9 protein-coding genes are annotated in these 12,443 nt (G+C 56.2%); 5 read left to right on the plus strand and 4 right to left on the minus strand.

The features are described 5' to 3' along the window. Positions 1–91: 91 nt before the first annotated feature. A complete protein-coding gene (gene gyrA / locus C3Z11_RS12870; protein WP_106478350.1) occupies positions 92–2,809 on the minus strand; it encodes a DNA gyrase subunit A in 2,718 nt (905 codons plus the stop codon). A 267-nt stretch (positions 2,810–3,076) separates the two neighbouring features. On the opposite strand from gyrA, the gene C3Z11_RS12875 reads away from it, so the two are divergent. Continuing rightward, the gene (locus C3Z11_RS12875; protein WP_106478351.1) at positions 3,077–4,006 is read left to right on the plus strand and encodes a recombination-associated protein RdgC; all 930 of its coding nucleotides are present in this window, start codon (positions 3,077–3,079) and stop codon (positions 4,004–4,006) included. After that, entirely contained in the window at positions 4,003–5,169 is a 1,167-nt protein-coding gene (locus tag C3Z11_RS12880; protein WP_106478352.1) for a 1-acyl-sn-glycerol-3-phosphate acyltransferase, read from the plus strand. Before C3Z11_RS12875 ends, C3Z11_RS12880 begins: the two co-directional genes overlap by 4 nt. A gap of 60 nt (positions 5,170–5,229) precedes the next feature. Here C3Z11_RS12880 and C3Z11_RS12885 read toward each other — a convergent pair whose 3' ends face one another. After that, on the minus strand, positions 5,230–6,705 hold the full coding sequence (locus C3Z11_RS12885; RefSeq protein ID WP_106478353.1) for a TrkH family potassium uptake protein: 1,476 nt from the start codon (positions 6,703–6,705) through the stop codon (positions 5,230–5,232). 74 nt (positions 6,706–6,779) lie between these two features. On the opposite strand from C3Z11_RS12885, the gene C3Z11_RS12890 reads away from it, so the two are divergent. Then, complete coding sequence (locus C3Z11_RS12890; protein WP_106478354.1) at positions 6,780–7,979, plus strand: cation diffusion facilitator family transporter; 1,200 nt, start codon at positions 6,780–6,782, stop codon at positions 7,977–7,979. Here C3Z11_RS12890 and C3Z11_RS12895 read toward each other — a convergent pair. Continuing rightward, complete coding sequence (locus tag C3Z11_RS12895; RefSeq protein WP_106478355.1) at positions 7,954–9,351, minus strand: nucleobase:cation symporter-2 family protein; 1,398 nt, start codon at positions 9,349–9,351, stop codon at positions 7,954–7,956. The two genes, C3Z11_RS12890 and C3Z11_RS12895, sit on opposite strands and share 26 nt — an antisense overlap. A gap of 285 nt (positions 9,352–9,636) precedes the next feature. Here C3Z11_RS12895 and C3Z11_RS12900 point away from each other — a divergent pair, with 285 nt between their 5' ends. After that, positions 9,637–9,912: a hypothetical protein gene (locus tag C3Z11_RS12900; protein ID WP_106478356.1), complete on the plus strand. Its 276-nt coding sequence runs from the start codon at positions 9,637–9,639 to the stop codon at positions 9,910–9,912. A gap of 72 nt (positions 9,913–9,984) precedes the next feature. Here the strand turns inward: C3Z11_RS12900 and C3Z11_RS12905 are convergent, their stop codons facing one another. After that, complete coding sequence (locus tag C3Z11_RS12905) at positions 9,985–10,446, minus strand: pilin (protein ID WP_106478357.1); 462 nt, start codon at positions 10,444–10,446, stop codon at positions 9,985–9,987. A 254-nt stretch (positions 10,447–10,700) separates the two neighbouring features. On the opposite strand from C3Z11_RS12905, the gene pilB reads away from it, so the two are divergent. Continuing rightward, the gene (gene pilB / locus C3Z11_RS12910) at positions 10,701–12,428 is read left to right on the plus strand and encodes a type IV-A pilus assembly ATPase PilB (protein WP_106478358.1); all 1,728 of its coding nucleotides are present in this window, start codon (positions 10,701–10,703) and stop codon (positions 12,426–12,428) included. The last annotated feature ends 15 nt before the right edge of the window (positions 12,429–12,443 follow it).

Raw genomic sequence — 12,443 nt, forward strand, 5'->3', positions numbered from 1 at the left:
GCAGCCGCCCGGGCGACACAGCCACGGACGGCATTGGCTCTCGCTAAGCGTTATCGAATGCCCTCATGCTCAACATCGATATAGAGCCGTATTACTCTTCTGGCGATACATCGTCCTGCGCCGGCGTATCGCTATGCTGTACATTTTCTTCGTTTACCGTGTTCAAAATCTCTTCCGCTAACGCCTCGTCAGTCACCGGCAGCTCTTCATTTACCGGCTCATCGAGACGTACCGTTGACACAAGGCGTTCGGTATCACCCATCCGGATCAACGTGACACCTTGTGTATTACGCGAACTCTTCGAGACTTCAGCAACACGGGTGCGCACCAGCGTGCCGCGGTCACTGATCAGCATCATTTCATCAGATTCACCGACCTGAATGGCGGCAACCAGTGCCCCGTTACGTGCAGTGGTCTGCATCGCAATCACGCCTTGGCCACCACGGCCACGCAGCGGGAATTCTTCTAGGCGTGTACGCTTGCCATAGCCGTGCTCAGACGCCGTCAGAATGTAGCACTGCCCTTCACTGTCACCGCTGGCTTCGAGCTCAACATCATCATCGGCACTTTCATCGATGGTCGTGGTACTGGGGATGATCAGACTGATGACCTTCGCGTCATCGAGAAGACGCATGCCACGCACACCGCGTGCAGTACGTCCCATCGCCCGAACGACATTCTCGTCAAAGCGAATCGCCTTGCCGTTGGACGAGAACAGCATGACATGATCAGAACCGTTGGTAATCGCAGCGCCGACCAGACGATCACCTTCGTCAAGATCAAGCGCGATCAAACCGGCAGAGCGCGGACGAGAGAACTGATCAAGCGTGGTACGTTTAACCGTACCGTTAGCCGTGGCAAAGAAAATATAGCTGTCTTCGCGATACTCTTTGACCGGCAAAATGGCGGTAATCCACTCACCTTCATCCAGCGACAGCAGATTAACTAACGGCCGTCCACGCGAGCCACGGCTGGCCTGAGGCATCTCATAAACCTTGAGCCAGTAGACCTTGCCCTTGTCGGAGAACAACAGCACGGTGTCATGCGTCGAAGCGACCAGCAGATGCTCAATGACATCCTCATCCTTCATGGCGGTCGCTGACTTGCCACGGCCACCCCGTTTCTGCGCCTGATAATCGGTCAATGGCTGGGTCTTGGCATAACCGCTGCGCGAGATAGTGACGACCATATCTTCTTCATTGATAAGATCTTCAATGGTCAGATCGCGACGACTAATTTGGATCTCGGAGCGCCGCTCATCGCCATACTGATCACGAACCGCCACCAGTTCATCGCGAATAACTTCCATCAGACGCTCAGGAGACGCAAGAATACGGGTCAGCTCGGCAATGGTATCGAGAATGCTCTTGTATTCTTCAAGCAGCTTCTCTGTTTCAAGCCCGGTCAGACGATGCAGACGCAGTTCCAGAATGGCCTGCGCCTGGACCGGCGTCAGACGATACTCACTGCGATTCTCGGACAGGCCGAAGCCCTCTTCCATATCATCCGGCTCGCAGGAGTAAGCCCCGGCGCGATCGAGCATGTCGAGCACTTGCCCCGGTCGCCATACACGATCAATCAGCTTTTCCTTCGCCTCGGCCGCCGAAGGTGAACTCTTGATCAGCTCAATGACATCATCAATGTTGGAGATGGCCACCGTCAGGCCTTCCAACAAGTGACCACGCTCCTTGGCTTTCTTCAATTCATAGAGCGTACGCCGCGTCACGACTTCACGACGATGGCGAAGGAAAGCCTCAAGAAGCTCCTTCAGATTAAGCGTCTTGGGCTGGCCATTATCGAGCGCGACAATGTTGATCCCGAAAACGTTCTCAAGCTGCGTCTGGGAAAAGAGATTGTTGACCACAACATCTCCCGACTCGCCACGCTTGACCTCGATCACCACCCGCAGGCCGTCTTTGTCGGATTCATCACGCAGCTCGGCGATCCCTTCGATGCGCTTTTCCTTGACCAGTTCGGCGATCTTTTCGATCAGACGCGCCTTGTTGACCTGATACGGCAACTCGGTGATGACGATGTGGTCACGCCCGGTCTTTTCATGATGCTCAACCGTGTGGCGTGCGCGCACATAGATACGCCCGCGCCCAGTACGGTAGGCATCGATAATGCCGGCGCGGCCATTGATAATCCCCGCAGTCGGGAAATCCGGTCCTGGGATGTATTCCATCAAATCATCGATGGTGAGGGTGTAGTCCTCGATCAAGGCCAGGCAGGCATTGATGACTTCGGTCATGTTGTGCGGCGGCACGTTGGTCGCCATCCCGACCGCAATGCCCGAGGCACCGTTGACCAGCAGATTGGGCACCCGTGTCGGCAGTACAGCAGGTATCCGCTCAGTGCCATCGTAGTTATCGACCCAATCGACGGTATCCTTTTCAAGGTCGGACAACAGCTCATGAGACAGGCGCGCCATGCGCACCTCGGTATAACGCATCGCCGCGGCACTGTCGCCGTCAATAGAGCCGAAGTTACCTTGTCCGTCGACCAGGACATAGCGCATTGAGAAATGCTGCGCCATGCGGACGATCGTGTCGTAAACCGCACTATCGCCGTGCGGGTGATACTTACCGATGACGTCGCCGACGACACGGGCAGACTTCTTATAGGGTTTGTTCCAGTCGTTGTTGAGCTCATGCATGGCGAACAGCACTCGCCGGTGAACCGGCTTCAAGCCATCGCGCACATCGGGCAGTGCTCGCCCGATGATGACACTCATCGCATAGTCGAGGTACGACTGCTTGAGTTCGTCCTCGATGTTGACTGGCAGAATCTCTCTGGCGATCTCACCCATGGGTCGTCAAATCCTTTGTGCAGCTCAACGCTGACGGTCGTTCAGGGCGCATGGAACATCGCCGCAGCCAGAGTGCTGCGACCTTATATTCCATCACGTCCAAAGACAGATAATAAACAGCGCGATTGTACCACAATCGCGCTGCAGGCAGGCACTACCGGGCACAACATGGCAAGTTTTTGTAATGTCCCGATAATGCACCGGGAGACATTGCTGGCATGGGCAGGCACCATTCGCCATAATGTGCCCACTTAAAGGAAGGACACCATGTGGTTCAAGCATTTACATCTCTATCGCCTGCACGATAATTCTCCCGGAACGCCTGAGGCGCTGGAAGAAGCTCTTGCCGCGTATGCCTTTCGCCCGGTAAATGCGCTTGAAGCCAAGCGCAGCGGCTGGACTGCACCGGCTGGGCGTGGCAGTAACCGTCTCGTGCATGAAATTCAGGGACATCGTCTGATCACCCTGTGTCGACAGGAGCGCCTGTTACCCAATTCAGTAGTCAAGGAAGTGCTTGAAGAGCGCGCCGCCGAACGCGAAGCGGAGCAAGGTTACCCGCCGAGGCGGCGCGAGAAACAGGCGCTCAAGGAACAGATCATTGAAGAGCTGCTGCCTCAGGCCTTTACGCGCACCACACGTGTCGACTTATGGTGGGATACGTCTCGCCGTTTAATCGGTGTTCACTGCGCCAGCCGAAAGCGTGCCGAGGATGTTCTTGATCTGCTGCGCCAGTCACTGGGTAGTCTTAAAGTCACACCGCTGGCTGTTGCCATACCGCCGGTGCGCACAATGACAAACTGGCTGCATGACGCGACAGCGCGCCCAGATACTCTATTATTGGGTGATCAGGTCGAATTACGCGCCGGCAAGGGCGACGAAGGTGTGCTGCGCGCCCGGCAGGTTGATCTCGACAGTGATGAAATTCTCGCCGCCTTGACCGCTGGCCGTCAGGCGAGTCGTCTGGCACTTACGCTTGAGGAGCAGGTATCGCTTGTGCTGCATGAAGACCTGACGCTCAAGTCGCTACGCTTTGCCGATGCGATTATTGACGAAGCGCAAGACAGCGACGACGACGGTGACCCCATACTGCGCATGGAAACCGAATTTGCACTAATGACCCATGTGCTTTCTAACGCCATTGAACAGCTGATCGACTGGCTGGGTGGCGAAGCCGACTTCACTCCCGCGACATCATGATAGAAAAAAACGACCAGGACCCTTTCGCTACTATCCGTCCCTATCGAGACGACGAAGTCGTGGCCGTGCTTGAACGCCTGGCACATTGTGATGAGTTTCTCGATGCAATCACGCGTTATCGCCTGCCCCGTATGGCTAAACATATGCCATGGCTGGCACGTTTGCTTGCTCGCCAAGGGCTGCGCCGAGAAATGCGTGGCACCGACAGCGTGGGCGGTTTCCAGCATAAGATTGCACGCTACATGTCGCAGATGATCGAGCAGAGCACCGAGTCATTCACGATTGAGGGACTCGATAAACTCGATGGCGATACCGCCTATCTATTTATCGGCAACCATCGCGATATCGCTCTTGATCCAGCGTTTGTCAATTATGCGCTGTACTGCCGAGGGCGCGACACGGTGCGCATCGCCATTGGTGATAATCTTCTGCAGAAACCGTTCGTGACCGATTTGATGCGGCTCAACAAGAGTTTCGTGGTGCCTCGCTCGGCCAAGGGCAAGCGCGCAATGCTAGCTGCCTATCAAATGCTGTCGGATTATATTCGCCACTCGCTGGTCGAAGATAACCACTCCATATGGCTGGCACAGCGCGAGGGCCGTGCAAAGAACGGCATCGACCGCACCGACGCCGCTATCATCAAGATGCTTAGCATATCGCGTCGACAACAGGACAAGAATGCCTCCATTGGTGAGGCCATTAGCGAACTTCGCCTGGCTCCTGTATCGATCAGCTACGAATATGACCCCTGTGATCTGCAGAAGGCCAAAGAGATGTATGCCGTTCTGCAGGAAGGCCGCTACGAAAAGGTCGCCTTTGAAGATATCTTTTCCATTGCCGCTGGCATTACCGGTTATAAAGGTAACGTCAAACTGGTCTTCGGTACCCCGCTGAGCGGAAATTTTACAACGACAGAAGAAGTCGCCGCCGAGATTGACCGACAAGTACTTGAGCACTACACCCTCTTTCCCAGCCACTATCTCGCCCTTGAGGCGACGGGACAGGCTCCGGATCTAGTGGACCACTCTCGCATCACTCAGCAAGATCGCCAACGCTTCAATGCGCGTCTTGCCGAAGTGCCCGAAGAATTAAAGCCATGGTGGCTGTGCCAATATGCCAACCCGGTATTAAATCGTGCCGGCCGGATTAGCGAGAATAACTAACCCCACCGGCTGTAAAAAAACGCGTTCCGTAGAGCGCGTTTTTTATGACCCCCACTCTAACTACTTACGCCAGAACGTCGGCGTCAATAGCACCAGTACCGTCAGAATTTCCAGACGCCCCATCAGCATGCCAATGCACAACATCCATTTTGCAGCATCCGGCAGCGCCGCAAAATTACCGGCTGGCCCGATCGTATCGCCAAGCCCCGGGCCAACGTTCGCCACAGCAGTCGCCGCGCCGGAAAGTGAGGTAATCAAGTCCAGCCCCATCAGCGACAGCCCAAGCGCCAGGACGGCCACCGTGATGAAGAAGAAAAATGAAAAGGCGATAACGCCACGGATGACTTCATCGGTCAACATGCGACCGTTGTAGCGCTGGGCAAAGACCCCATTGGAATGCACTAGATGGCGAAGCTGATTGACCAGCATGATAATGCCGATCTGGAAACGGAACACCTTCATGCCGCCGCTGGTTGACCCTGAGCACCCCCCGACAAAAGTCAGGTAAAAGAAGATGCCGACCGCCAACGGCCCCCACAGCGTGTAGTCGTCCGAGGCATACCCCGTAGTCGTTACCACCGAAACGATGTTGAACGCCGCCTGGGTCAGTGCCTCGCCTAGCGGGACACCACGGATGAAACGATAGCCCGCAAGCAACACAGTCGTCACGACTAGCAGCACCAACAGGCCACGCACCTGCTGATCGCGCCATATCGCCCCCGAGCGCTCACGTACCAGGCGCACAAACAGCACGAACGGTAGCCCGCCGCACAACATGTAGAAGACCGCCAGCCATAGAATCAGCGGTTTATCCGCATAGACTCCGAACGAAGCGTCGTAGTTGGCAAAGCCGCCTGTCGACATCGAGCTCATCGCATGGACGATGGCATCAAACGGACGCATGCCCGCCAACCAGTAACTCAGCATCGCCGCCACTGACAGCCCAAGGTAGACAACGCCAATCGCCTTGGCGATACCGCCTGCGCGAGGCAGTACCTTGTCGGACCAGTCCGAGGACTCGGTCTGAAACAGGCGCATTCCACCTACCTGGAGAAACGGCAGGATCGCGATCGCCATCACGATAATGCCGATCCCGCCCACCCACTGCATCAATCCACGCCACAGCTTGATACCATCGGAGAGATTATCGATACCAACCAACACCGTTGAGCCTGTGGTAGTGATCGCCGACACCGATTCAAAGACAGCATCACTCAACGATAAATGCGGCGCCCCGAAAATCATCGGCAAACTGGCAAATGCAGACAGCACGACCCAGCTCATCGTGGTTAAAATAAACATCTGACGCGGACGCAACTCGAGATCGAGACCGTTCGTTACCAGCAGCACCAGGCCAGCGCAGCCCAGGGTCACCGCTTCGGAATAAACGAACGCCCGGGCATCGCTGTTTCCTTCAATGAGTAACAACACAAGCGGCATCAACATGATGACGGCCAGTACCAGCAGCAGTATCGCCAGAATACGCAGCACCGGCCCAGCGCCAGTAGAACGCCGGAATAACGTCAGGCGCGGCATGAATCATCCTTGCTCAGAGTCATATTCAAGACGGGCAACTATACGCTCGTGCATCCATCAATGCAGTACACGCCATGCCACATTCCCATTATAACAGCGCGCATACGCGTGAAGCGCAGCGCGTCACATTCATCAGCGCCATCCTAGACGGCCTGCTGGGGCTCGCCAAGCTTTTAGTCGGGGCAGCGTCCGGATCAACGGCAATGATAGCCGATGGTATTCATTCGTTATCCGATCTGGTCACTGATGTGTTTGTAATGATTGCCACCCATTATGGCCGCCAGGCCCCGGATAGCGATCATCCCTATGGCCACTGGCGCATCGAGACGCTCTGCACGCTGGGGCTCGGCAGCTTGCTGATTGCCGTTGCCGGTGCGTTCGCCTGGGATAGCGTCCAGCATTTATTTGCGCCAACCCCCGTGCCCGAAAGCAGCCTCGCTATCATGCTGACACTATTGGCACTGCTGATCAAAGAGGCGCTTTTCCGCTACACCCTCAAGGTTGCCAAACGCCAGCGTTCGGCCCTGCTTGAAGCCAACGCCTGGCATTCTCGCAGCGATGCGCTCTCCTCATTGGTGGTACTGATCGGTCTGATTGGCGTTCAGTTCGGGCTGGCCTGGCTCGACCCTGTCGCCGCTATTGTCGTCGCACTACTGGTCGCCAAGATTGGCTGGCAGCTCTTGCGTGACGCCGGGCGCGAGCTGATCGACACGGCCCTGCCCGAAGAGCGTCAGCAAGCCATTCGCGACTGCGCCCTGAGCGTTGCCGAAGTACACAACCTACATGACCTAAGGACGCGAACCCTGGGTGGACGCGTCTCGCTCGATCTTCATCTACTGGTTGATGCCGGTCTTTCTGTGTCCGAAGGCCATGAAATCGGCAATGAAGTGACCCGGCGAATCCGCCAACAGCTGCCCGAAATCTACGACATCACATTTCATATTGACCCCGAAGACGATTCAGAGGGTCCTCGCGCCGATCAGCAGTCGCGTCTGCCACTGCGTGATGAGATTGAAACCACGCTTGAATCGCACTGGCGTCATCTGCCCGTCTGGCAGGAACGCCAAAGCGTCGACTTGCACTATGTTTCCGGCCCCGGCAGGCGTCAGGTCGATGTAGCCCTGTTCCTGCCCGCCGACGCGCATTCCTCAGCGACGTCTCCCGGCGCGTCCCTCGCCGTCACCCTGAGCGAAGCGGCGCACGATCTCCCCTGGCTGGGTGAAGTACGCGTCTGGATTAGTGACAGCACTAGCGCTCCGGCAAGACCAGATTAAGCAACATCGCCGTCAGCCCACCTGTCGCCACGCCGGAAGAAAGTATGCTTTTCACCACGTCAGGCAAGTTCTGCAAAACTTCCGGCACTTGCGAAACCCCCAGCCCCATCGCCAGCGAGACTGCCAGGATCAGCAGTGCCCGGCGATCGAGCTGGGTGCTGGCCAGAATATTGATGCCGGCAGCCGCCACCGAACCGAACATCACGATTGTTGCCCCACCCAGCACCGGTTCAGGCATGGCCTGAATAACCCCTGCCACGACAGGAAACAGCCCCAGCAGTACCAGCAGCCCTGCCACCCACATGCCGATGTAGCGGCTCGCCACACCCGTCAGCTGGATAACACCGTTATTTTGTGAAAACACCGAGCTGGGGAAGCTATTGAAAAGCCCCGCCAAGAGCGAGCCCAAGCCGTTAGCCAACACGCCGCCCTTGATGCGCGCCAGCCATATCGGACCACTCACTGGCTGACGCGATACGGCGCTGGTCGCAGTAATGTCACCGATCGCTTCAAGTGACGTCACGAGATAGATTACCAACATAGGCACAAACAGCCCCCAGGAAAAATCGAGACCATAGTGCAGTGGCATCGGTAACTGAAAGAAGGCCACCGTGCTGAGATCGCCGAAATCCAGCCGCCCCTGCCAGGCCGCAATGGCATAGCCCACCGCCAAGGCAATAATGATGGCACTGGTGCGCAGCCATGTAATCCTGACGCGATTCAAGACAATGATGATCGCCAGCACGGTGATTGATAGGAAAAGATTTGCATAGCTGGCAAAGGAGCCGTCATTCATCGCGGCATAGCCGCCGCCCATGCTGATCAGCCCTACCTTGATCAGCGTCAGGCCGATCAGTAGCACCACAATACCGGTCACCAGCGGCGTAATTACCCGCCGCACCAACGGCAGCAGGCGTGACAGCAGCATCTCAGCGAATGACCCGACCATGATCACGCCAAAAATGGCCGCCAGCACCGCCTCGACCGATGCCCCGCCCTGAATCATTGCAGTTCCGCCACCGATGATAGGCCCAAGAAAATTGAAGCTCGTCCCCTGCACGGTCAACAGGCCCGAACCGACCGGCCCGACACGTTTACACTGTACAAAGGTGGCTATTCCGGAAATCAGCAATGACATTGAAATAATCAGATTGGTGTCCGTAGCGGGCACCTGTAGCGCCTGACAAATCAGCAGCGGCGGCGTGATGATGCCCACGATCATTGACATCAGATGCTGGAAGGCAACGACTAAAGCCGTCAGAGGCTTGGGGCGAGCGTTCAGCTCATAAAGCAGTTCGGTGGCATCCACCGTAACGGCGTCTTCTGAGGCATTCGATGCGACGCGGTGCTGCTCGGGTGGGGTATTGGCCATGATGGTCTCGGTACTAAGGCCAGCGCTCGCTGCGCCAGCTGAAAAAAGAGGCGCATTCTAGCGTGCATAATGGTCATTCCCAAGCAGACAAAGCCATCTTCCGACCACGGCATCTTTAGTCATGGCAACATGCCGGTTAAACGCGAACGTGTATAACCTCTACTTGCCCACATTGTGCTATCGTCGCGCTAACAGCTACGGGGTACTTAATCGCTCGGCAGCACTGTCCGGCAAAGATACCTAGCACAAGAAACAAGGCAAGAATCAAGGCAGGAGAAAATCATCATGAGTTCAGCCAACGAAATGCAGCAGGCGCGCATCATCAAGGAGCTCAGAAGCTTCATCAAGAAGTTACTGCAGGAACCTTCGATACTGGAGAAATCGCTGGAAATCGCCCGTGAGCATCACGGCCAGCCCGGCGCGACGGCAAAGATCGCCAACGAGATTTCCGCCACCACTCACGTCAAGATTCCTGAAGACGCGGCGGATCACTCACCGGCCGACAAGCTCTATCTGGAAGTGCTCAAGGAAGTGGTCGAGGAAGAGCGGGCGATGTACTGAGCGGGATCTTATTGAAAGCGGAAAACATAAAGCCGGCGTAAGGCCGGCTTTATTTTCAGCGGTGCGTATCGCTTATTCTGTTGCCGAAATGGCGTTATCACATCCTTTAGGACGGAAATCTTCAGCGATATCGGTAGCACATGACCATGTACCCTCAGTTGAGCGGGTATATGTGATTTTTTTACCTTGGATAGCAGGACTGACGCCGTCATCATTAAACTCGAAGGTAATGGATGCTTCGTCATCACCACTAACAGCAGCATCAGGTGAAGCTGAAATAGTACCTAACTCACTCGCATCATCTGCTACGCCCAACGTTCCAGAGGTGGTTCCATTATTAAAGCTCAGCGCTTTTCCATTGAGAATAGTTTCTTCAGCACTGGTTTGAAGACCTCTTAGGGTAGCCAGCCCAGAAGCCGCCTCCGACCTCGCCACATAATCCTGATAACGCGGAATCGCGATCGCCGCGAGCACGCCGATGATCGCTACCACGATCATCAATTCAATCAAGGTAAAACCGCCCTGCTTGCGCATATATTCTTCCTTCAGTCCCAAGCGTTGTTTTTTGCTCTTCCTTGAATAGGGTCTTTTTAATAAACACCTTATTCAAGATAACGGTATAAAAGTACAATGCTCTGCCGTGTCCCATCACCTGCTGCGCGCATTCACTTTCTGTACTCATTAACGGCGTGAGGCCAGTCAACTTTAGAAACTGCTCGTGTGGCCGATAAGGCGCTTACGTCTAGCCGTGACGACACTTTTTCCTTGCGTCTTCGATAGAGCACCGTATGTCATCTCAAGCCCCCTCCGCAGCGCCTAACTCATTGCGCGGTTATGCCAAGCGCCTGGTACAGGAAGCCCTGCTGAGTGAAGCCCAGGTTATGCAGGCCATCAGCGCTGCACGCACGGCCGATGAATCGCTGATGCACTACATCGTGCGTAGCGGTCTGGTCACCCCACGCGCAGCCGCCTTCGCGGCCGCCTGGGAGTTCGGCCTGCCCTGCATTGATCTCGAAGCGGTCTCGATTGCTCGGCTACCGAAACTGGACGGCCTGCCTGAAGCACTGCTGCGCCGGTTGAATGTGCTGCCGCTGTCGAAGCGTCCGCACAAGCTGATCGTCGCGATTCCCAGCCCGTCGATGCTGCCTAGCCTGGACGAGCTGCGCTTTGCGACCAATCTGAGCGTCGAAGGCGTACTTGCCCCCTTCGATCAGTTAACCTCACGGGTTGAGCAGTATCTCGAATTAAACGGCGAAAATGCGCTGTCCCGGCTCGAAGCGGATATGTCGATCGACCAGCTCAAGCTGGAAGATGATGAGGAAACGCCCCAGGACATCGCACTGTCAGACAACGAGGACGCCCCTGTCGTACGTTTCGTCAAGCAGTTGCTGCTTGACGCCATTCAACGCGGCGCCTCCGATATTCACTTTGAGCCGTATGAACACACCTTCCGCGTTCGCTTTCGTATTGATGGCCTGCTGGTCGAAGCGGCGCACCCGCCGCTGAATCTGCGCAGCAGGATTTCGACGCGCATCAAGGTGATGGCAAAGCTGGATATTTCCGAGCGGCGCCTGCCGCAGGATGGCAGTATCAAATTCAAGCTGTCGGCAACGCGTAGCATAGATTTCCGCGTCAACAGCTTGCCGACGGTTTATGGCGAAAAGATCGTGCTGCGTATTCTCGACCCGGCCAGTACCAAGCTCGGGATCGATGCATTGGGCTTTGAAGACGAACAGCGTGCCCTGTTTGAGAAAACACTTGCTCGCCCTCAGGGCATGGTGCTGGTGACCGGACCGACCGGCAGCGGCAAAACTGTTACGCTCTATACCGCGCTCAATATTCTCAATACCGAGACGCGCAATATTGCCACGGCGGAAGACCCGGTCGAACTCAAACTATCGGGAATCAATCAGGTCAATGTGCAGCCCAAGATAGGTCTCGATTTCGCCAATGCGCTGCGCGCCTTCCTGCGTCAGGACCCTGATGTGGTGATGGTCGGCGAGGTGCGTGACCTTGAAACCGCCGAAGTAGCCATCAAGGCGGCCCAGACCGGCCACCTGGTGCTTTCCACCCTGCATACCAACTCAGCGGCAGAAACGCTTTCGCGTCTACGCAACATGGGCGTCGCGCCCTTCAACATCGCCTCCTCGGTATCGTTGATCATTGCTCAACGCCTGGTCAGACGCCTGTGCGAGCATTGCCGCGAGCCTGTCGATATTCCTCATGAGGTGCTTCGTCAGGAAGGCGTCAGCGAAAACGCGATCAGCGCGGCCATGCTTTATCGCGCGGTTGGCTGTGAACACTGCACCAACGGCTACAAAGGACGTACCGGTATCTATGAAGTCGTGCCGTTATCGGCAGACATGAGCCGTCTGATCATGCGCGAAGGCAGCGCACTGGAACTCTCGGAGCAGGCCGAACGCGAAGGGTATGCCGGGCTACGCCACAGCGGGTTGCGCAAGGTTCTGCGCGGCATCACGACACTGGAAGAACTCAATCGCGTCACCACGGACTGAACCTGGGGACGAGAT

It is taken from the genome of Phytohalomonas tamaricis (assembly GCF_003012345.1).
Classification (GTDB): Bacteria; Pseudomonadota; Gammaproteobacteria; order Pseudomonadales; family Halomonadaceae; genus Phytohalomonas; species Phytohalomonas tamaricis.

Excerpts from the sequence above, each read along its gene's own strand:
- gyrA (WP_106478350.1), bottom strand. The coding sequence starts at position 2,809 with ATGGGTGAGATCGCCAGAGAGATTCTGCCAGTCAACATCGAGGACGAA.
- C3Z11_RS12875 (WP_106478351.1), top strand. The coding sequence starts at position 3,077 with ATGTGGTTCAAGCATTTACATCTCTATCGCCTGCACGATAATTCTCCC.
- C3Z11_RS12880 (WP_106478352.1), top strand. The coding sequence starts at position 4,003 with ATGATAGAAAAAAACGACCAGGACCCTTTCGCTACTATCCGTCCCTAT.
- C3Z11_RS12885 (WP_106478353.1), bottom strand. The coding sequence starts at position 6,705 with ATGCCGCGCCTGACGTTATTCCGGCGTTCTACTGGCGCTGGGCCGGTG.
- C3Z11_RS12890 (WP_106478354.1), top strand. The coding sequence starts at position 6,780 with ATGCCACATTCCCATTATAACAGCGCGCATACGCGTGAAGCGCAGCGC.
- C3Z11_RS12895 (WP_106478355.1), bottom strand. The coding sequence starts at position 9,351 with ATGGCCAATACCCCACCCGAGCAGCACCGCGTCGCATCGAATGCCTCA.
- C3Z11_RS12900 (WP_106478356.1), top strand. The coding sequence starts at position 9,637 with ATGAGTTCAGCCAACGAAATGCAGCAGGCGCGCATCATCAAGGAGCTC.
- C3Z11_RS12905 (WP_106478357.1), bottom strand. The coding sequence starts at position 10,446 with ATGCGCAAGCAGGGCGGTTTTACCTTGATTGAATTGATGATCGTGGTA.
- pilB (WP_106478358.1), top strand. The coding sequence starts at position 10,701 with ATGTCATCTCAAGCCCCCTCCGCAGCGCCTAACTCATTGCGCGGTTAT.